Source organism: Crossiella sp. SN42, assembly GCF_023897065.1.
GTDB lineage: Bacteria > Actinomycetota > Actinomycetes > Mycobacteriales > Pseudonocardiaceae > Crossiella.
Genome location: NZ_JAMHIV010000001.1, coordinates 317564 through 337050 on the forward strand (window position 1 = coordinate 317564; position 19487 = coordinate 337050).

17 protein-coding genes are annotated in these 19487 nt (G+C 72.4%); 6 read left to right on the forward strand and 11 right to left on the reverse strand.

Annotated features, from left to right (window positions below):
* Positions 1 to 3: 3 nt before the first annotated feature.
* Positions 4 to 1038, reverse strand: coding sequence for an SMP-30/gluconolactonase/LRE family protein (locus M8C13_RS01270; protein ID WP_252478533.1), 1035 nt, complete (start codon positions 1036 to 1038; stop codon positions 4 to 6).
* A gap of 144 nt (positions 1039 to 1182) precedes the next feature.
* Here M8C13_RS01270 and M8C13_RS01275 point away from each other — a divergent pair, with 144 nt between their 5' ends.
* Positions 1183 to 2088, forward strand: coding sequence for a helix-turn-helix transcriptional regulator (locus M8C13_RS01275; RefSeq protein ID WP_308202750.1), 906 nt, complete (start codon positions 1183 to 1185; stop codon positions 2086 to 2088).
* On the opposite strand, the gene M8C13_RS01280 is transcribed toward M8C13_RS01275, so the two are convergent.
* From M8C13_RS01280 to M8C13_RS01300, 5 genes are read right to left on the reverse strand one after another with little or no spacing between them, the layout of a single operon-like run.
* On the reverse strand, positions 2080 to 3414 hold the full coding sequence (locus M8C13_RS01280) for a glycogen debranching protein (RefSeq protein ID WP_252478534.1): 1335 nt from the start codon (positions 3412 to 3414) through the stop codon (positions 2080 to 2082). The two genes, M8C13_RS01275 and M8C13_RS01280, sit on opposite strands and share 9 nt — an antisense overlap.
* Positions 3411 to 4502 carry an ABC transporter ATP-binding protein gene (locus tag M8C13_RS01285; RefSeq protein ID WP_252478535.1) on the reverse strand — a complete coding sequence of 364 codons (1092 nt, stop codon included), beginning with the start codon at positions 4500 to 4502 and terminating at the stop codon, positions 3411 to 3413. Before M8C13_RS01285 ends, M8C13_RS01280 begins: the two co-directional genes overlap by 4 nt.
* 36 nt (positions 4503 to 4538) lie before the next feature.
* Positions 4539 to 5381 carry a carbohydrate ABC transporter permease gene (locus M8C13_RS01290; protein ID WP_252478536.1) on the reverse strand — a complete coding sequence of 281 codons (843 nt, stop codon included), beginning with the start codon at positions 5379 to 5381 and terminating at the stop codon, positions 4539 to 4541.
* Positions 5378 to 6223: a carbohydrate ABC transporter permease gene (locus M8C13_RS01295; protein WP_252478537.1), complete on the reverse strand. Its 846-nt coding sequence runs from the start codon at positions 6221 to 6223 to the stop codon at positions 5378 to 5380. The genes M8C13_RS01290 and M8C13_RS01295 overlap by 4 nt, the downstream gene beginning before the upstream one ends.
* Position 6224: 1 nt before the next feature.
* On the reverse strand, positions 6225 to 7547 hold the full coding sequence (locus M8C13_RS01300; protein WP_252478538.1) for an extracellular solute-binding protein: 1323 nt from the start codon (positions 7545 to 7547) through the stop codon (positions 6225 to 6227).
* Between the two features lie 69 nt (positions 7548 to 7616).
* On the opposite strand from M8C13_RS01300, the gene M8C13_RS01305 reads away from it, so the two are divergent.
* Positions 7617 to 8798, forward strand: a complete 1182-nt coding sequence (locus tag M8C13_RS01305; protein ID WP_252478539.1) for an ROK family protein — start codon at positions 7617 to 7619, stop codon at positions 8796 to 8798.
* A gap of 199 nt (positions 8799 to 8997) precedes the next feature.
* On the opposite strand, the gene M8C13_RS01310 is transcribed toward M8C13_RS01305, so the two are convergent.
* Positions 8998 to 10161: an AI-2E family transporter gene (locus tag M8C13_RS01310; protein WP_252478540.1), complete on the reverse strand. Its 1164-nt coding sequence runs from the start codon at positions 10159 to 10161 to the stop codon at positions 8998 to 9000.
* 192 nt (positions 10162 to 10353) lie between these two features.
* Here M8C13_RS01310 and M8C13_RS01315 point away from each other — a divergent pair, with 192 nt between their 5' ends.
* Positions 10354 to 12096: a hypothetical protein gene (locus tag M8C13_RS01315; RefSeq protein WP_252478541.1), complete on the forward strand. Its 1743-nt coding sequence runs from the start codon at positions 10354 to 10356 to the stop codon at positions 12094 to 12096.
* A 9-nt stretch (positions 12097 to 12105) separates the two neighbouring features.
* Here M8C13_RS01315 and M8C13_RS01320 read toward each other — a convergent pair whose 3' ends face one another.
* Positions 12106 to 12270 (reverse strand): hypothetical protein, encoded by a 165-nt coding sequence (locus M8C13_RS01320; protein ID WP_252478542.1) that lies wholly within the window; start codon positions 12268 to 12270, stop codon positions 12106 to 12108.
* 198 nt (positions 12271 to 12468) lie between these two features.
* Between M8C13_RS01320 and M8C13_RS01325 the strand changes: the two genes are divergently transcribed.
* A complete protein-coding gene (locus M8C13_RS01325) occupies positions 12469 to 13017 on the forward strand; it encodes a GNAT family N-acetyltransferase (protein ID WP_252478543.1) in 549 nt (182 codons plus the stop codon).
* Here M8C13_RS01325 and M8C13_RS01330 read toward each other — a convergent pair.
* The 3 genes from M8C13_RS01330 to M8C13_RS01340 all read right to left on the reverse strand — a co-directional run bounded on the left by M8C13_RS01330 (position 13014) and on the right by M8C13_RS01340 (position 15585).
* Positions 13014 to 14012, reverse strand: a complete 999-nt coding sequence (locus M8C13_RS01330) for an IS481 family transposase (RefSeq protein ID WP_252478888.1) — start codon at positions 14010 to 14012, stop codon at positions 13014 to 13016. The two genes, M8C13_RS01325 and M8C13_RS01330, sit on opposite strands and share 4 nt — an antisense overlap.
* A gap of 121 nt (positions 14013 to 14133) precedes the next feature.
* Entirely contained in the window at positions 14134 to 14625 is a 492-nt protein-coding gene (locus M8C13_RS01335; RefSeq protein WP_252478544.1) for a metallophosphoesterase family protein, read from the reverse strand.
* Positions 14626 to 14634: 9 nt separating this feature from the next.
* Positions 14635 to 15585 carry a hypothetical protein gene (locus tag M8C13_RS01340; protein ID WP_252478545.1) on the reverse strand — a complete coding sequence of 317 codons (951 nt, stop codon included), beginning with the start codon at positions 15583 to 15585 and terminating at the stop codon, positions 14635 to 14637.
* 153 nt (positions 15586 to 15738) lie between these two features.
* Here M8C13_RS01340 and M8C13_RS01345 point away from each other — a divergent pair, with 153 nt between their 5' ends.
* Together M8C13_RS01345 and M8C13_RS01350 are read left to right on the forward strand one after the other, a co-directional pair.
* A complete protein-coding gene (locus tag M8C13_RS01345; protein WP_252478546.1) occupies positions 15739 to 16722 on the forward strand; it encodes a LysR family transcriptional regulator in 984 nt (327 codons plus the stop codon).
* On the forward strand, positions 16719 to 19463 hold the full coding sequence (locus M8C13_RS01350; RefSeq protein ID WP_252478547.1) for an AAA family ATPase: 2745 nt from the start codon (positions 16719 to 16721) through the stop codon (positions 19461 to 19463). The genes M8C13_RS01345 and M8C13_RS01350 overlap by 4 nt, the downstream gene beginning before the upstream one ends.
* The last annotated feature ends 24 nt before the right edge of the window (positions 19464 to 19487 follow it).

Genomic DNA, 19487 nt, shown 5'->3' on the forward strand with positions numbered 1-19487 from the left:
GGGTCAAAGATCCTGTCCGTTCCCGCCCGGGTGGTGGTGTGGGAGGGGGACGGCGGCGAGGGTGAAGGGGAGTACTTCCGGTGGGAGGCCGGCGATCCAGCGGTTGTACTGGCTGTTGACCACCAGGGCGCGGTGGCCGGCCAGGGAGATCGAGCTGGGGTGGTGGAAGCCGCCGGGCGGTCGGAGACCTGCGGTGTAGCGGCCGCGGGACAGATCAGCGGACAGCGTGATGACAGTCACCTGCGGGATCAGGCCGGCGATGTTGTTGATGTTGCCCTGCACCACGTAGAGCAGGCCGCCGCGGAAGGCCAGTCCGTCGCCGTTGGGCAGCTGGTGGCCGCCGAGATCGACCTGTAGCACGTGCCCGGTGCGGCGGTTGATGCGCCAGAGCTGTCCGGTGGTGCTGTTGACGGTCAGCAGGTAGCGGCCCACACAGGTGATGCCGTTGAGGTTGTGCCGGCCGTTGACCCAGTCGATGGGGGTGCGGGTGATGTCGAGCCAGCGTTCGAGCAGCCACTGGCCACCGGTGCAGGTCAGCCGGTAGACCATCGGCTGGAACGAGTCGGTGGCGTAGGCGGTGCCGTCCGGGGCGGTGGTGATCTCGTTGATGAAGCCACCGTCCACGCCGTGCAGCAGGGCCAGTAGGGCGCGCTCGGCTGGGTCGTACACCCGCAGCGTTCCAGTGTCCGCACCGCCGACCAGTAGCCGCCCCTTGGTGTCGACGGCCATGCCCGAGGTGGTGCTGCGCCCGTCGGTGCCGTCGGGTGACCAGGGGCGCACTTCGGGGGTGGTCAGATGGCCACGGTAGAGCGTTCCGCTATCGGCGCTGCCGACGTAGATGCGGCCGGTGCGCGGGTCGAGGGCGTGGCCGGTGGGAAAGGCCCGGTCTCCGGGGACGACATAGGCCTCCGGCAGCCGGGTGCCGCTGACCAGCGGGGCTGCCGCGGCCCGCCCGGCCCAGGCGGCGGTCGCGGTCGCCGCGGCGGTGGCGGCGGTGGCGGTCAGCAAGGTCCGCCGGGTCATCGGTTGTTGTGCCATCGCTGGCTGCTCCCCTGTCCGGATGTGGTCGTGGCGTGGCTGTGCCGTGCCCCACCATCGTCGAGCCCGAGGTGGCTTGCTGTCGTGGCCCTGTTGTTCCGGGGTACAGGCAGGACCACCCACAGCGGGGCGGGGCAGGGAACAATGAACGGCATGGCTCGTCGTGCAGACCTCGCCGCGTTCCTGAGCTCGCGCCGCGCCCGCCTGCGCCCCGAGGACGTTGGCCTGGCTCCGGGCAGCGGACCGCGGCGGGTGCCTGGGCTGCGCCGCGAAGAGCTGGCCTACCTCGCGGGAATCAGCGTCGAGTACTACGTCCAGCTCGAGCAGGGACGCCGGAACGTCTCCGACGCGGTACTGGATGCGGTGGCCACCGCGCTGCGGCTCAACGAGGACGAACGGACTCACCTGCACCGGCTCGCCCGCCAGCCGGCCACGCCACGCCGGCCCCGCACCCAGCAGGTCCGGCCCGGCACGCGCCATCTGCTGCAGGCCCTGCGCGACTGCACCCCAGCGTTCGTCTTCGGGCGTCGCATGGACATCCTGGCGTGGAACCGGCTGGCCTGCGCCCTGATCACCGACTTCGACGCGCTGCCCGCGCAGCGGCGCAACCTGGCCCGCCTCGTGCTGCTCGAGGAGAACATCGTCCGGCTCTACCCGGACCGCGACTTCGTGGCCAAGGACACCGTCGGACACCTGCGCATGGACGCCGGGCGCAACCCGGACGACCCGCAACTCGCGGCTCTGGTCGGCGAGCTCTCGCTGAAAAGCGAGGAGTTCCGCAAGCACTGGTCGATGCACACCGTCAAGAGCAAGTCCCACGGCTACAAGCGCTTCGATCACCCCATCGTCGGCGGGCTCATCTTGAACTTCGAAACCCTGCACCTCCCCGACGACCCCGAGCAGTACCTCACCATCTACACCGCCGTGCCCGGGTCGCCGGATGAGGAGCGTCTCCGCATCCTCGACAGCTGGTACGACCGGACAACCACCGGCGCCGGGGTCCGTCGGCAGTTGCCCGAGAACGGTTCCCCGTCAGACGCCTCAACCTGAGTAGCAGAGCCAGTCCAGGACCACCGCCGCGGTCCAGGACTGGTCCAGGCTGCCCAGGGGCTGGCCGGTGAGCGGGTGGTAGTACTCGGCGAAGGTGCCGTCCGCGCACAACCGGATGCCCTCGGCGCGCTGCTTCTCCGCCTGCTCGGTCCAGCCGCGCCTGGCAAAGGCCCAGCTGAACAGCCAGGCCATCACCGGCCACTGTGGACCGCGCCAGTACTGCCGGGGCCGGAACGCCGGGTCCGAGGGCGCGGTGGAGGGCAGCACGGCGGCGGCCAGGTCCGGGTGCCCGCACCAGTCCGATCCGTCCACAATGGACCGCAGCTGCTGTTCCGCTTGGGGCTCAAGGCCGCCGCAGAGCAGTGGAGCGAACCCGGCGAGGGTGCGGGTGGCGATCCACTCGCCCGCGCGGAAGTCCCGGTCCCTGGCCAGGCCGGTGGCCGGGTCCACCGTGGCCGCGACGGCGGCACGGCTACGGTGGGCCCAGCCTGCCAGCTCCGCGACCATGGTCGCCGGCTGGCCGATCTGCTCGCCCAGCTCCGCGAGCACCTCGCAGGCCAGGGCGAAGATCGCGGTGAAGAAGACGTCGCCGACCAGGAAGCTGGAGCCGCGCACCACCCGGCCGGGGTGGTAGCCGACCCGGCGCATCTCCTCCACCAGCCACAGGTAGCGGTCGTACTCCGCGTCGGAGGGCCGCATCCCGGCCTCGACCAGGCGCAGGTCCCGCCGGGTGTAGGGCGGCAGGTCGGGGCCGGGGCGCACGTTGGCGTAGGCGGGGTCCCAGCGCGGCGAGTTGTCCATGCCGGACTCCCAGCCGTGCACGATCGCCAGCAGGCCCTCGCCGCCGGGGTCGCGGTGCTCGGCCAGCCAGTGGTGCCAGGCGAACAGCTTCGGCCAGGCCCGCCAGGCGAAGTCCTCGGCCACCGCCCGGTCCAGGCCGCCGCGGCCGCGGGCGATCTCCAGCAGCCGGTGCACCGCGATGGCGTGCACCGGCGGCTGGCAGATGCCGGAGGTGCGCACCCGGCGCGGGGCCTGCGCGCTGAGCTCCTGCACACCCCAGCGGTCCGGTCCGGGGAAGTAGTCCGCGGCCTGCTGGCTGTAGACGATGTGCGGCAGCATCCCGCCGCGCCACTGGGCGGCGAACAGGGTGTCCAGCTCGGCGCAGGCGCGGCCGACGTCCAGGTGAGCCAGGCCGATGGCGATGAAGGCCGCGTCCCAGCTCCACATGTGCGGGTACAGCTGCGGCGCGGCGGTGACCAGCGCGCCGGTGTCGTTGCCGCGCAACACGTAGGCCGCACGGGCGGTGAGCGGCGGGGCGAGGGTCACGCGGTCTCCAGCAGCAGGTGGGTTTCCGGGTCGTACCAGCGGCAGCGCTCGGCGGGCAGGGTCAGCGTCAGCCGGTCGCCGGGGGTGGCGCGGAAGTCGGCCGCGGCCTGCACCTTGAGCTGGTGGCCGGACAGGGTCAGGGTCAGCAGCACCGCCGAACCCAGTGGCTCGAAGACCTCCAGCTCGGCGCCGAGGCCTTCGGGGGCACCCCCAGTGGCGACCCCGAAGGCCTCGGGCCGGACCCCCAGTCTCAGCTCGCGGCCGGTGTAGCCGCGCAAGGTTTCCGGCACGGCCACGCTGTGCGCGCCCAGGTCGAGCCGGAGCACGCCCGCGTTGTCCCGCACCACGGTGCCGGTGAGGAAGTTCATCGGCGGGCTGCCGATGAAGCCGCCGACGAACTCCTCGGCGGGCTGGTCGTAGACGGTGGTGGGCGCGTCGCACTGCACGATCCGGCCCTGCCGCATCACCGCCACCCGGTCGCCCAGGGACAGCGCCTCCACCTGGTCGTGGGTGACGTAGAGCGTGGTGGTGCCCAGTTCGGCGACCAGCTTCTTCAGCTCGGCCCGGAAGGACAGCCGCAGCAGAGCGTCCAGATTGGACAGTGGCTCGTCCATCAGCAGCACCTCGGCGTCCATCACGATCGCCCGCGCCACCGCTACCCGCTGCCGCTGCCCGCCGGAGAGCTTGGCCGGGTAGCGGTCCAGGTACGGGGTCAGCTGAAGCACCTCGGCCGCCCAGGCCACCTTGCGCTTGATCTCAGCGGGATCGACGCCGCGCATGCGCAGCCCGAAGCCGATGTTGTCGGCCACCCTGCGGTGCGGGAACACCGCGTAGGACTGGAACACCATGGACAGGTTGCGCCTGCGCGGTTCCAGGTAGGTGACGTCCTTGCCGCCGATGACGATCTGCCCGCCGTCGGGCAGCTCCAGCCCGGCCACCATGCGCAGCAACGTGGTCTTGCCACAGCCGGAAGGGCCGAGCAGCACCATGAACTCACCGTCGGCCACGTGCAGGCTGACCTCGTCGGTGGCCCTGGTGGTGCCGCCGGGATAGGTCTTGACCAGGTTGTGCAGTGCGATCTCTGCCATCGGGATGGGCGCTCTCGTCTCGGCGGGTCGGGCGGCTCAGCGCAGGGTGGTGCCCCACATGTTCAGCAGGTAGCGGCGCATCAGGAAGATGAACAGCAGCGCGGGCAGCACCAGCACAAAACCACCGGCGAAGCGGTAGGCGTTGGGCGAGTCGGCCAGCGAGGCCAGCACCTGCGCGGGCAGGGTCCGGTGGCCCAGGGTCAGCACGGCCGCGCCGAGCACCTCGTTCCAGGACAAAACAAAGGTGAACACCGAGGAGGCGGCCAGTCCGGGCAGCGCCATCGGCAGCACCACCCGCCGCATCGCCTGCAACGGGGTGCAGCCGAAGACCAGCGCGGCCTCCTCCACATCCCGTGGCACGCCGACGAAGATGCTGGCGGTGATCAGGATGGTGGTGGGCAGCGCGAGCGCGGTGTGCACCAGGGTCACCGCGAACACCGTGTCGTCCACGCCAACGCGCAGGAACATGGTGGCCAGCGGCACCGACAGCACCACGATCGGCAGCGCCCGCACCAGCAGGATCAGCACCTGGTAGGCGTCCCGGCCGCGGAAGTCGAAGCGGGAGAGGGCATAGCCGGCCGGTGCGCCCAGCAGCAGCGCGAGCGCCACCGTGTACACCCCGACCAGCACCGAGTTGCCGAAGGCCGGGACCACCCCGGTGCCGCCGATGAAGCCGAGCACGCTCTCAGTGTCGAACTCGCTGGGCAGCAACGGTTTCGGAAACTCGGTGAGCGCGGTGCGGGAGGACAGCGCGGACAGTCCGATGAGGACGATCGGCAGCAGCAGGAACGCCGAGACGCCGATGCAGGCCAGCTGTACCAGGATCCGCCGCTGCCGCCGCCTGCGCAGCGGGGCCAGGTCGATCGGTGGCCGGGTCATCGCGCGCCGCCCCCGGCCGGCTGGCGCAGCGCGCGCAGGTACAGCACCGCGGTGCCCAGCGACAGCGCGAGCACGACCAGGGCGACCGCGCTGGCCACCGATGGGTTCTGCAACGTGACGTGCCACTGGTAGGTCTCCCCCACCAGCAGCGGGAAGTCACGCCCGGTCAGTGCCTGGGCGACCGCGAAAGCTTGCAGCGCGAGGATGGTGCGCAGGATCAGCGCGACCTGGAGGCTGGGCCGCAGCAGTGGCAGCGTGACGTGCCAGAGCCGTTGCCAGGCGGTGGCGCCGAAAACCTGGGCGGCCTCGTCGTAGTCCGGCGGCAGCATCTGCATCCCGGCCACCACGATCACGAACACCATCGAGGTGGCCCGCCAGACCTCCGCGACCACCACCGCGAACAGCATGGTGCCCGGACTGTCGTAGCTGAGCCAGGCGATGCCGTGCTCGGACAGGCCGAGGGTGATCAGCAGCGAGTTGAGGTAGCCGCGGTCGGCGAAGACGGTAAGCCACACCAAGCCGGCGGCCAGGTCGGAGATGGCCAGCGGGATGGCCCACAGGTAGAAGTGCACCCCGGCGAAGCGCGGTTTGGCCTGGATCAGCAAGGTCATGCCGACCGCGAGCACCAGCTGGATGGGCACCACGATCACGATGAGCAGCACCGTGTTGCGCAGCGCCTGCCCGAAGTAGGGATCGGTGAACAGCCGTTGCCAATGGGCCAGGGTGAACCCGCTGCCGTCCTGGAAGGCGGCCAGCACCCCCTGCGCCAGCGGCCAGCCGAACAACAGCGCCAGCAGCACGGTGGAGGGGGCCAGCAGCAGCCACGGCGTCCGCCCGGTCATCTCAGCCCACCTCGCAAACGCCGTCGCCGCGCGGATCCGGCGCCCAGCACGGCACCCTGGCCTCGGCCAGCACCTTGGCCAGCACACCGGTCTGTCTGTCCACAGTGGATCGAATGTCCGCGCCGCCGAGCACGATGGACTGGAAGCAGTCCCGGAACGCCTTGCCCAGCTCCCCCTCCCGGCTGCCCAGTCCGACCGGTGGCAGGGACAGCAGCGCGCCGGGCAGCTGCCGCTGCTTGGCCACCGCGGCGGCCTCCAGCCGGATCGCCGGCGGCAGGTCCGCAGGGATCGGGGTGCGCACGGTGGGGAAGAAGGCGTTGGCGCGCAACAGTTCTAGCTGGTTCTGCGCCTTGCTGAGGGTGGCGATCAACCGGCGCGCCTGGTCCTGGTGCGGCGCGCCCCTGGGGATGGCCAGACCGGTGAGCACGGCCATGTACCCGCGTCCCTTGGGCCCGCGCGGGGCGGGCAGCATCCGCCAGCGGTCCGGTTCGCGCTTGGGCACGTTGACCAGCCGGGCCACGTGGTCCCAGGCGAAGCGCACCTCACCGGCCTCCAGCGGGTCCTGCATGAAGTCGTAGTTGGTGCTGGCCGGGGCGCAGTTGCGCCAGAGCTCGCGCAGGTACTCCCAGGCGGTGACCGCCTCCGGGGAGTTGAAGGTGGTGATCTGCCCGCCGGTGAAGGAGGGCAACAGGTAGCCCTGGAGGAACCGGTGCAGCAGGCCCTTGGGACCGCCCGGCAAACCGAGCATCGGCCGGTTTCCATTGGCGCGGCGGGCGTTCACCGCCCAGTCCAGGAACTGCTCGTAGCTCAGGTCCTCCGGGTCGGCGCCGGAAGGCAGGTGCGCCAAGGCGTCCACGTGCGCGGCGAGCAGGTAGCTGGCCTGCGCCCAGGGCACGTACCAGGTGCGGTCGGTGCCCGCCTTGGCCAGCTCCAGGTACTCCGGCGGCCAGCCGAGCGCGCTGAAGTCGGCCACCAGGTCGGTGAGGTCGGTCAGGCAGTCCGGGGCGAGCGGGGCCAGGTCGCCGTGCAGGCCGCCGAGCAGCGCGACCCGCACGTTGCCCGCCTCGACCTGGCTGCGCACCTGGCTGGTGAACTGGCCAGGGTCGCTGGTGACATAGCCGACCTCGGCGTCAAAACTGCGGCGCAGCAGCGCGCGGAACCGCTCCGCCTCCTCCACCGGGGTGAACTGGGTGGACAGGAAGGTCAGGCCCGAGGTGCCGGAGGTGGCGAAGCCGACGCAGCCGCCCAGCAGCGGCGCGGTCGCCGCCCCCGCGCCCGCGGCCAGCGCGCCACGCAGCAGCGATCGGCGGGAGAACCCGGCCACGGCCACCTCCTCGTGCGAGACTTCCGTCTAGTCGCTAGACATAAGTACGGGTGGCTCAAGATAGGGGGCGTGCAGGTGGACGTCAACGCCACATCAGGACCGCTGTCCCCCGGCCGGATCCTGGCGGTGTTGCGCAGGGACGGCCCGATGACCCGGCATGAGCTCCAGGCCAGGGTCGGGCTCTCCCGCGCCACCATGGTGGAACGCCTGGACGCGCTGAGCAGGCTGAAGCTGCTGCGCACGGCCGGTCGCCAGGCCTCCAGCGGCGGCAGGCCCGCCGAGCTGCTGACCGCCGACGAGGCCGGGCGCTGTGCCCTGGTCGCCGACATCGGGGTCAGCCACCTGGCGGTCGCGGTCGCCGACCTGACCGCCACCGTGCTGGCGGTGCGCCGGGAGAAGGTGCCCGCCCGGCAGGAACCGGCGGCGGTGCTGGAGCGCGTGCTGGCCATCGGCGCGGAACTACTCGCCGAAACCGGCCGCGCCGAGGACTTCTGCGTGCTGGCCGCGGGCATCCCCGGCCAGGTGGACCCGACCTCCGGCGCGAACACCGCGCCGCCGAGCATGCCGGGCTGGTCCGGCACCGCGGTGCACGACGCCATCGCGGCCAGGGTGCGGGTGCCGGTGGTGGTGGAGAACGACGCGAACGCACTGGCCTTCGGCGAGCACCTGGCCGACGGCGCCCCGGCCACCACCATGCTCGGGGTGAAGGTGGGCACCGGCATCGGCAGCGGCGTGGTGATCAACGGCCGCCCGTACCGGGGCGTCACCGGCAGCGTCGGCGAGATCGGCCACATCAAGCTCGCCGGCCACGAAGAGCGCTGCGCCTGCGGCCGCACCGGCTGCCTGGCCGCGGTAGCCAGCGGCCGCGCCCTGCTCCGCCTGCTCCGCCCCAGCGGCGTGCGCACCCTGGCCGACGTGGTGCGCCAGGTGGACCAGGGCCGCCAGGAAGCGATCACCGCGGTGACCGAGGCGGGACGGCAGCTCGGCGGCGTGCTGGCCACGGTGGTCAGCATCGTCAACCCGCAACACCTGCGCCTCGGCGGCCCGATCGGCACACTGCCGCGGTTCGCCGACGCGGTCCGCACGGCCGTGCTGGACCAGGCACACCCGGTGGCGCTGCTGGGTCTGCGCGAGATCACCCCGGCCCGCCTGGGCGACCAGGCGCCGTTGATCGGACTGGCCGGGCTGGCGGCGGACGCGGTATTCGATCCGTCCACTGTGGACGCTCAGCTGGCGGCTGACACCGCGTAGCAGCCCGGCCGCAGTTCGTGCGCCGGTCGGCGGTGTCCTCGCGCCGCTCGAACGCGACGCTTGTGCCGTCTGCTCCGGACCCGTTCGCGCCGGGACGCGGTGCAGGGACTCCCAGGTGACCGGCCATGGTGCGGAAGTCGCTGCGCACGCCCAGCACCACGCGCCCACGGCTGGTCGGGGCGTGCGCACTCTGGCCAACCTAGGCCCGATCCAGCCTCGGGTACACGACCTCCTGGGTGATCAGCAGCAGCGCGGCGGCCACCGGGATGGCCACCAGTGCGCCGACCACGCCGAGCAGTGCCCCGCCCAGCACCACCGCCACCACCGTGACCAGGGCGGGCACCCGTACCGTGCGTCCGATGATCTTCGGGATCAGCAGGTAGTCCTCGAGCAACCGGTAGGCGATGACGAAGCCGACGGTGGCCAGGCAGACCGGGACCGAGACGGTCAGCGCGACCAGGCTGATCAGCACCCCGCCCGCGATCGAGCCGACCACCGGGATCAGGTCCAGCAGCGCCACGGTGAGCGCCAGCAGCAGGGCGTAGGGCACGTCGAAGACCAGCAGCCAGACCAGGGTGAGCGCGCCGGCGATGAGCGAGACCAGCAGGTTGCCCAGCACGTAGCCGCCGACCTTGACGCAGATCTGGTCGCTGATCAGGATCGTCCTGGGCCGCCGCGAGTGCGGGACGAACCGGTACAGCCCGGCGCGCACCCTGGGCAGCTCGACGGTGAAGTAGACGGTCAGCACCAGCAGGATCACCAGGTCGGCCAGGGTGCTGAACACCGCCAGCCCGGCCTGCACCAGTCCGGCGCTGCCGCTGAGCACCTGTTCCAGCACCTGCCGCAGCTCGACCCGCTCGTTCAGCTTGGCCAGCCAGGACTGCTCCGCCACCGCCTGGCGCAGGTACGTCGGCGCTCGCTCGGCGAACTGGCCGACCTGCTCCGCCAGCACCGGGACGGCCACCGCCAGGAAGCCGCCCACCACCCCGAGTCCGGCCAGGAACACCGCGGTGACCGCCAGCCAGCGCGGGAAGCGCCGGTTCACCAGCCAGGAGACCAGCGGTTCGATCCCGATGGCCAGGAACAGCGCGAGGCCGATGACGATCAGCACCCCGCGCAGGTCGGCCAGCACCAGCACCAGCCCGTAGGTGACCGCGACCCCGGCGGCCGCGGCCAGCCCGATCAGGAACGGTGAGCGCCGGTCGAAGCGCGGGCCGAGGGCGCCCAGTGGCGCGCCGGGTTCGCGGATTCGCGCCGCCTCGGCCTCCGCGTGCGCCAGCGGGCCCTCCCGCTGCTCGTCGTGCGGCTGGCCGACCAGGTCGTGGTGGCCGTCGGCGGCGGACGGATCCGAGGTCGAGGACATGGCGGTCGGTCCCCTCTCCAGCGCGGCACCCGGCCGGTACCGGCTGCTGGGCTGGAGATATCCGGCTCGCCTACAGCCGAAACGTCAACCAGCCGAAAGGTGGGAAAGGGAGCCGTGCCAGATCACCTTGCCCGGGAGCTCGCGCACTCCCTACCGTAAATCTGGTCACCATCATTTTCCATTGGAGGCGGCATGAAGCGCAGCACGCACCGGTGGTCGGCGCTGGCCGCCACCACCATGATCACCGGCACCCTGCTCAGCCCGGTCGCCCTGGCCGCGCCGGGCTCGGCGAGCCGGGTGGAGCGCAGGGTGGAGACCGCACTGCCGGATGAGGTCGGCGACGGTGTGCTGGTCAGCCGGGTGGACCTGCGCTCGCCACTGCCGGCCGCGGTGGGGCCCCGGCCGGAGGCGTGTGAGTGGATCAGTTACCTGCGCTACCGCCCGGCCGGCGGTCCCGCCGATCCGCAGCGGGCCGACTCGGTCTTCGTCGAGCAGCCGGGTTCCTTCGGCAGCGCGGACAACAGCGACAGCCTGGCCCGCAACACCGTGCGCTCGGCGCTGGGCAAGGGGCAGCGGGTGGAGTTCTGGGCGCAGGCCCGCAGGCCCAACTGCCTCACCGACAACACCGGGCTGCGCGCCGGGTGGGCCGCGAGGGACTGGCGGGTGGCCTTCGACTACTACTACCAGGGCAAGGTCATCGGCGGCCGCAAGTTCGAGGGCTTCAAGAAGGACAGCGAGCTCGGCTTCCTGGCCGAGATCGGCGTCGAGCAGACCGTGCGCGACCAGTACGACCTGATGCTGCACGAGCTGCCCAACCCGGAGTTCCGGCGCACCAGGACGGTCTGCGGTGGCGCGTCCATGGCCGGGCTGATGACCGGTTTCTTCGCCGCCTGGGACTTCGACGGCGACCCGGCCACCACCGCCGACGCCGGGTACCGGCAGTGCGGCGCGTTCTTCGGCCTGGACACCCTGGTCACCAGCGATCCCGTTGGGCTGCAAACGAATCCGCTGCTGAAGTGGGCGGCCAACCTGCTGGTCGGCAAGACCCACGACGTGGCGGTCCAGCTGCTGCGGTCCGGGGTGATCCCGCGGTCGCTGGTGAGCGTGCCGGGGGTGAACGCCGAGCTGTTCAACGCCCTCGGCATCATCGGCATCGGCGCGCACTTCGAGCCCGGCGCGGAAACCGACCTGCACCGCAGGCTGCCGGCCAACCCGGTCACCGACACCGCGCTGCGCCTGCTGTTCGCCCGCAGCTACTTCGACTTCCTCAGCGGTGCCAACGACATCCGCGAGTTCCGCTTCACCAACGCCGCCCTGCTGGGCACGCTCATGGACAACAACACCGCCAACCTCGGCATCCTGCAGATCGGCATGGGCGCCTACACCGGCGGCCCGGTCGCCCCCAAGACCTTCCCGCTGCCCGGCCAGGTCAGCGGCCTGCCCCTGGTCGGCGACTGGCTGGCCACCGTCACCGGCCCGAACCCCAGGGTGGGCCCCACCGACAAGAAGGCCCTCTACGGCTGGCGGAACCACGACAACGTCCAGGGCGTGGACTACACCTCACCGGGACACGAGGTGACCAGCCTGCGCGATGTGGCCCGCCAGTTCGGCAATCCCGGCGTCAACTCCTGGGAGTACTACCACTCGGTGCGCACCCTGGTGGACTTCGGCCTGGCCCTGGCCGGTTCCCGGGACGGCGAGCTGGTCAACCTCCGGCACGCCGCGGCCGCCAAGGCCAAGCCGACGCTGATCATCGGCGCCACCGACTCCGCGATCGGCGCCCCGCTGAAGCTGTTCTTCCCCAAAGGCACCACGTTCGCGCCCGGCTACACCCACATCGACACCCTGACCGCCGCCTACCGCCAGAACACCGGCAGGCCTGAGCACATCTCCGACCTGCTCAGCACCTTCGCTGCCAGCCAGGCGCGCGACTGAGGACTACGGCTACCGCGGATTCGTGCAGATGGTCGTGCCCGCGCGAACAGAGCACGAAGGTTTCACCTCGACCGCGGCCGCGACCGCCTGCGACGCCAACAGGGCGCCGAAAACACCAAGTGCGATGGCGGCCGTCGTGACGGTCCGGCGAGGCTTGCTGATGACATTGGCCATGATGGCGCTCCCACTTGCTGACGAACGAGCTCGGTGTTGCCGAATTTAACGTGCTGTTCCACGACAATGGACATTCTCCGAAGAACGCGGAATCTATTCTGTGATTCGCGGACCAGCTCGGCCTGCCTGCCGACGAACAGCTCCACGACCGGGTGAAAATCCGTGGACAGCTTCGCTCAGCGCGCAAATGATGGCCCCGTGCAGGTCTTCCTGGAAACCGACCGGCTGGTGCTGCGCCGGTTCACCGAGTCCGATGTGGACAACCTGGTGCGGCTGGACAGCGATCCCGAGGTGATGCGCTTCCTCACCGGCGAGCCGACGCCGCGCGCGGTGATCGAGCACCAGGTGCTGCCCAAGCTGCTCGGCCACTACGAGCTGGGCCCCGCCGGGTGCTGGGCCACCATCGAGCGCGCCACCGGCGAGTTCATCGGCTGGCTGGCCCTGGAACCGCCTGCCGACGGCAGCGTCACCGAGGTGGAGCTGGGCTACCGGTTCCAGGCCCGGTTCTGGGGCAGGGGCTATGCCACCGAGGGCGCGCGGGCGTTGGTGCGCAAGGGTTTCACCGATCTGGGCGTGCAGCGGGTGTGGGCGCAGACGATGGCGGTCAACACCGCCTCCCGCCGGGTGATGGAGCGGGCCGGGCTCAAACACGTGCGGACCTTCTTCCCGCACTTCGACGATCCGCTGCCGGGCACCGAGCAGGGCGAGGTCGAGTACGAGCTGCTGCGCGCCGACTGGACCGGCTAGGTGTACTGATCGGAGAGGTTGGGAACGCGGCTGGCTGGCGGAAGGCCGCCCAGTGCGGTGTGCCCGCGGTGGTGATTGTAGGTGTGCAGCCACCGCGGGAACCTCTCGCGGCGTTCGGTCTCGGTGCGATAGGGGCGGGCGTAGGCCCATTCATCGAGCAGGGTGCGGTTGAAGCGTTCGACCTTGCCGTTGGTTTGTGGCCGGTAGGGACGGGTGCGTTTGTGTGTGATGCCCGCATCGGCCAGGGTGTCGCGCCAGAGCCGCGAGCGGTAGCACGAGCCGTTGTCGGTAAGTACCCGTTCGACGATGATTCCGTTGGCGTTAAAGAAGGTCTGCGCTCGTTGCCAGAACCCGGTAGCGGTTCCCTTGGTCTCATCGGCGAGGATCTCGGTGTAGGCCAGGCGGGAGTGGTCGTCGACGGCGTTGTGCAGATAGCTGTAGCCGAGGTTGGCGCGGCTGCTGATCGTGCGAGGCCGGGCGGGGTCCCGGTGTGCGGAACTGTTGCGCTTGCCTGTGTGTCTGCCGTGGATCTTGTGGCCGCCGCCGTCGGGAATGTTGCCCAGCTTCTTGATATCGACGTGCACCAGCTCACCGGGCGTGGCGCGTTCATAGCGTCGCACCGGCTGCCCAGTGGCTCGGTCCACGTGCCTCAAGCGGGCCAGGCCGTAGCGGGTCAGGATCCGATGCACGGTCGAGGGCACCAGTCCCAGCAGATACGCGATCCGCGCCGGTCCCCACCGCCGTGCCAGCCGGAGTTTGATGATCCGCCGTTCGGTTCGGGTCGCGGTCCGGCGCGGGCTTGACAGTGGACGTGAGGACCGATCGGCCATGCCCGCCACACCAAGTTCGCGGTAGCGGCTGGCCCAGCGGTGCGCGGTGCTGACCGAGACTTGGAACCGCTCCGCAGCCCGCCGCAGAGGCCATTGGTCCTCCACGACACACCGGGCCAGACGTAGCCTGCCGAGCACGGTCAGCGGTGCGTTAGCGTGAGTAATCGAGGGCCTCCTGGCTAGCCGGTGCAGATGTCGCAATCCACACCGAACCCGGAGGCCCTCCCTCATGCCAAGATCATCCGATCACGTGTCGGACCGTTCGCAACCTCGCTGGGCAGTACAGCTAGGTCACCGGGATGATCCTGGCTTCGGCCAGCTCGCCCCGCTCGATCCGCAGCAGGCCCATGGTCCCCTGCGGCTGACGGCGGCGGTCGGTGGGCGAGCCCGGGTTGAAGATCCGGACGCCGTCGCCGGTGAGGTCCATCGGGATGTGCGAATGTCCGAAAACGACCAGGTCGGCCTCGGGGAAGCGGCGGCGCATCCGCGCGGTGCGGCCCTTGGCCTGGCCGCTGTCGTGGATCATCGCCACCCGCAGGCCGTCCAGGTCCAGCTCCAGGGTCTCCGGCGCGCCCCAGGCGGCCACGTCCGGGCCGTCGTTGTTGCCCAGCACCGCGTGCACCGGGGCGAAGGCGGACAGCTCGTCGAGCACCTCCGCGGTGCACACGTCACCGGCGTGCAGGATCAGCTCGGCCGCGCGCAGGTGTTCGGCGACCGCGGGCGGGCAGCCCTGCCAGCGGCGCGGGGCGTGGGTGTCGGCGAGGACGGCGACGAGCACCGGGACAGCTTATCCGGCCAGCGACCTGGCGAACTGCCGCAGCCGGTCCAGCGGGGAGGGCTGGTGCCGCTGGTCGGGCGGCAGGATGTCCAGCAGCTCCGCGTCGGTGGCCGGGCGGGCGGCCAGGGCGGCCTCGCGGAGCAGTTTCCGGTCCACGCCAAGGCCGCCGAGCACCCGCACCGCCAGCCGCTCCCGCTGGTGCACGTAGCCGTGCTGCCCCGCGGTGCGCTGGTAGCGCAGGCCGGCGGCGTCCTCGGCGCACTCCAGGCTGGCCGCGCACGCCTCGGTGGCTGGTCCCGGCGGCATCACGCTGACCTCGATATCCTTGGCACCGCGCGGTTCGCCGTCCGGTGCCAGGCGCCAGCGGTCTGAATCTCGCCGGATGCGGTAGCCGGGCAGTTCGGTGGCGAAGAGCTGGGTGCGGTCGACGCTGGTCGCGGCGAGCCTGCGGCTGACCTCGGCCGGGTCCGGCGGCAGCGCGGCCAGTCCGGCGAGCAGCCAGCCGCCCAGCGCCACCGTGATCGCGAGCGAGCCCACGGCCAGGTACCACCGGCGCAGCAACAGCCCGGCCACCAACACGAACGGCACCGCGCCCGCGAGCAGCCCCAGCGGCGGGCGGCTGACCGCCAGCCCCAGCTCGTTGGTGATCGCCCAGCCCAGCCACCACCCGAGCCCGCCGAACCCGCCCACCAGGACCGCCCAGCAGCACCGGCCGACCCGGCTGCCGCCGAGCCAGGACTCCCCCGGCGCCAGTGCGGCCGCGCCGTACAGGAGCGCGAACCCGGCCAGCGCCGCCGCCACGGTCATCCCCAGCGCGGGCAGGCCGCCGCCGAAGAGCGCCGCGAGGACGGCGAAGAGGCCGAACGGCATGATCACCGCGCCGAAGAACCCGGCGGTGGCCAGCTGCCCGAGCACCCTGGACAGCGGTCGCCGGGGTTCAGGCTCGATGATCTCGGACACGCGGAGACATTCGCACAGCGGGCGGCAGCCGGGACATCCGCACATCTACTCAGCGGGCTCAAGTCTGCCGCGAGCAAGGGTTTTCCCTCGTTACCCCGCCCACTCCCCCGTCGTTAGCCTGGGCGGAAGCGGAAAACGGGGTCAGGAGGAGCGGTGGACCTGGGGCCTCAACACCTCCGGATGATCGACGCCATCGCCTCGGCCCGGAGCATCAGCAAGGCCGCCATCCAGCTCGACCTGACCCAGCCCGCGGTGAGCACCATGCTGCGCCGGGTGGAAAGCCACCTCGGCACCCAGCTGTTCGTGCGCACCCCCGGCGGCGTCACGCTGACTCCCGTCGGCGCGGAGGTCGCCACCAGGGCCAGGGCGATCCTGGCCGGGCTCGACGACCTCGACCTGGTGCTGGCTCCCCCGCGCGAGCGGCCGGACTCGCCGGTGCTGCGGATCGGCTTGCAGGCCTGCCCGCTGACCGGGCGGGTGGCCGGGCGGCTGGGTTCGGTGCTGCCCTTCGCCAGGGTGCTGCTGCGGGTGGATCCCGGCTGCGGCACGCTCACCGCGCTGCTGGACTCCGGGGCGCTGGACCTCGCGCTGTACCTGGAACCCGAGTTGCCCCCGGCCGCGTCGCGGGCGGTCCGGCAGGTGCTCATCGAGTGCGAACCGGTCTACATCGGGGTGGCCGCGGACGGTCCGCTGGCCGCGCGCGCCGAGCTGGAGCTGGCCGAGCTGGCCGGGCACGAATGGGTGGACGACCCCTCGGACAGCGGACCGTGGCCTGCCTACTTCCGGCAGCGGTGCGCCGAGGCCGGGTTCACGCCGAGGGTCACGTACTGGTGTGGCAACTGGGAGATGGCGGCGGCGCTGGTGGCGGCCGGTCGCGCGCTGGGCTGTTTCTTCCCGGTGGACCAACCGAGGGAGGGGGTGGTGCTCAAGCCGGTTCGGGGCACGCCGCTCGCGCAGCGGGTGGTGCTGGCCAGCGATCACGCGCACCTGGCCGCGGCCCGGCGACTTCGCGCCGAGCTGGGTCGCGCCTACCTGGAACTGGTGGCGGCCAGTCCGGGGTACGCGCGCTGGTGGGACCAGCACCCGCTGGCGCACCCCGCCCTCCCTCCGGTCGGCACGTGCCGGAAAGCGGGGTGAGCGGAACGGAGCCCTTGCCGGACCTACTCGCGGCGCTGCACCGGCACGGCCGGGTGGCGCTGTTCGGACCGGCGGGCTCCGGCAAGACCGCGGTGGCCCACGGGGTGGCCGCCGCGGCGGCCAGGGGCGGCGCACTGGTGATGCGCTCCAGCCCCTGCGCCGAAGACCCGGCGATCGTCCACAGTGGACTGGCGGAGCTCCTCGCCTCGCTGGCTCCGCCGTCGCTGGCGATGGTCACCGGGGACCGCAGGGAGGTGCTGTCGGCGCTGGTGCGCCGCGGCCCGGCGCCCGCCAGGGGAACGGACCCCCTGGCGGTGCGCCTTGCCCTGGCTGAACTTCTGGACGCCCTGGCCGCGCGGGACGGGGTGCTGGTGGTGCTCGACGGCGTGCAGTGGCTGGACCCGGACAGCCGGGACGCCCTGCGCGGCGCGCTGCGGGCGGTGCGCTCGCCCGGTCTGCGGCTGCTCACCACCGAGCGCAGGGCCACCGCCTCGGTGGCCGGGCACGAGCTGTGCCAGGAGAGCTGGCCGGTGCCGATGCCCGCGCTGACCCCGGACGCGCTGGTGGACCTGGTCACCGGCCTCGGCCTGCCGCACCGGTGGACCGGCCAGGTGCTCGCGCACAGCGGCGGCAACCCGGCGCTGGCGGTGGAGCTCACCCGCGCGCTGCTGGCCGGTGGCCGGGCCGCGCTGCCCCCGGAACCGCTGTCCCCCTCCCCCGGCGCGCGCGAGCTGATCCGGTTGTGGCTCAACGAGATCAGTGATCCGGTGCGGCGCTGCCTGGTGCTGGCCGCGCTGTGCCGGGACCCGACGGTGACCGTGCTCAACCGGGTCCGCCCCGGCCTGGCCGCCGAGGAGCTGGCCACCGCGGAGGCGGCGCGGTTGCTGCGGGTGCGGCACGAGGAGATCCGGTTCACCGCCGCGGCGATCCCGCTGGTGCTGGCCGCCGACGCCGGACCGGATGCCAGGGCGCGGGCGCACGCCCGGCTGGCCGACGCGGTGGACGATCCGGTGGCCGCGGTCTGGCACCAGGCGCACGCGCACCAGGAGCCCGACCGGGCGCTGGCGCGGCGGTTGCGCGCGGCCGCCGAGGAGTCCAGAACCCGTGGCGCGCATGCCTTCGCGGCCGAACTGGGCCTGCTCGCCGCCCGCAGGCTGCCCCCTGGCGAGCACGCCGAACTGGTGGCCTGCCTGCTCGCGGCGGCCATCGACGCGGGCGCGGCCGGCCGGTCCGACCTGGCCAGGGAAGCCGCGCACCGGGTGCTGCCGCTGGCGCACCGGCCCGCCGACCGGGTGCGGGTGCGGCTGGCCCTGCTGGACGCGGCCTGCCAGCGGTTGCGCGGCACCGAGGAGGTGCTGGCCAAGGCCCGCGAGGAGGCGGGCGACGATCCGGAGCTGCTGGCCGAGGTGCACCTGCGCACCGCGATCAAGGCGCACATCGCCGACGGCGACACCCGCCGCGCCGCCGAGGAGGCCGGGCTGGCCGCCGCGCTGGCCACCGGCCGCGGACCGGCGCGCACCCTGGAACTGGCCCTGCTGATGCGGGCGAGAATGCAGCGTGGACTCGGCGACCCGGCCGCCGAACGAACCCTGGCCAGGGCCCTGGAGTGCGCGCCCGCGGTGTCCGCGCGGTTCCTGGCCGCCCGGCACGCCTTCTTCGACGACCGCCTGGACGCCGCCCGGGAAGAACTTCTCGCGCTGCTACAACATCCGGTGGCGCACTCCGGCGCGACCACCCAGCTGGCCGAGGTGCTGCGCTGCCTGGTCGAGCTGGAGGCCCGCGCCGGGCACTGCCGGGCCGCCATCGAGCACGCGCGGCGGCTCGCCGGGGTGCTCAGCGAGGCGGGCGCGGCCCCCGGACTGTCCTGGTACGCCATGGCCGTCGCCGAGTCCGCGGGCGGCGAGTTCGCCAGAGCGGCCCGACTGGCCCGCCTCGGCGCGGCGGCCGCCGAGGAGGAGGGTGACGTGGTGTTCCTGCCGCGCAGCCTGCTCGTGCTCGGCACGGTCGAGCTGGCCACCGGCGAGGCCGCGCGGGCGGTGGCCGCGCTGGAGCGGGTGCGCGTGCTGGAGACCGCGCAGCAGATCGCCGACCCGTCCGTGCTGCGCTGGCACGGCGAACTGGCCGAAGCTCTGGTCGGCTCGGGTGACCCGGCCGCGGCCGCCACCCTGGTCGAACGCACCCGGCACCAGGCCCTCGCCCTGGACCGGCCAGGCGTGCTGGCCGCGCTGGACCGGGCCGAGGCCCTGGTGCGCATCGCGCGGCGCGACCTGGACGGCGCGGCCGGGCTGCTCACCGGCGCGGGCGAGCGCTTCGCCGGACTGGGCCTGCCGATCGAGCACGGCCGCACCCTGCTGGCGCTGGGCAGGCTGGAACGCAGCCGCCGCCGGGGCCCGGCCGCCCGGTCGGCGGTGCGCGCCGCGCTGACCGCCTTCCAGCAGCGCGGAGCCAGGCCGTGGGCCGCGCTGGCCGCCGCCGAGCTGGACCGCCTGGGCACCCCGGCCGCGGTCCGGCCCGCCGTGCGCGGGCTGACCGCGGCCGAGGCCGAGCTGGCCGCGCTGGTGGCCGAGGGCCTGGGCAACCGGGAGGCGGCCACCCGGCTGTTCCTCAGCGTCAAGACGGTCGAGGGCAGGCTCACCCGGATCTACCGCAAGGTCGGCGTCCGCTCACGCGCCCAGCTGGTCGCCGCGCTGCGCCGGTCACCCGGAGGGCGCATTAGACCGGTGGATGGGGAAGTGACATAGCCTGCCGGGGTCTCCAGGGTTGAT